Below are 412 nucleotides of genomic sequence, written 5' to 3' on the forward strand. Positions count from 1 at the left end.
TTCGCGCAGTCGTCGATCTGCGGGTTGGACAGGCCCAGATAGGTCCGCTCGGCCTTGTGATAGCGGCGCATGCTTGCGGCGCGTTCGGGGTCGGCGCCCGCCGCGAGATCGGCAAGCGCCTCCTCCGGGGTCATTCCACCGTGACCGATTTCGCCAGATTGCGCGGCTGGTCCACATCCGTGCCTTTCGCGACGGCGGTGTGATAGGCCAGCAGTTGCGCCGGGACCGCGTAAAGAATGGGGGCGAGCATGTCGGGGCAGGAGGGCATCTCGATGCTGGACCAGACACCGTCGCCAGCTTCGTCCAGCCCTTTGCGGTCGGAAATCAGGATCACCTTGCCCTTGCGGGCCATCACTTCCTGCATGTTGCTGACCGTCTTGTCGAAAAGTCCGTCCCGCGGCGCCATGACCAC

1 protein-coding gene and 1 pseudogene are annotated in these 412 nt (G+C 65.0%); both read right to left on the reverse strand.

The window, feature by feature from the left end:
• On the reverse strand, positions 1-134 hold a 134-nt coding region (locus A3764_RS26285), incomplete at its 3' end, for a DNA alkylation repair protein (protein ID WP_150122396.1).
• A pseudogene (locus tag A3764_RS21795) lies at positions 131-412 on the reverse strand (glutamine--fructose-6-phosphate transaminase (isomerizing)); the annotation flags it as partial. The gene A3764_RS26285 and the pseudogene A3764_RS21795, both read right to left, overlap by 4 nt.

Source organism: Sulfitobacter sp. HI0129 (assembly GCF_001635395.1).
GTDB lineage: Bacteria > Pseudomonadota > Alphaproteobacteria > Rhodobacterales > Rhodobacteraceae > Sulfitobacter.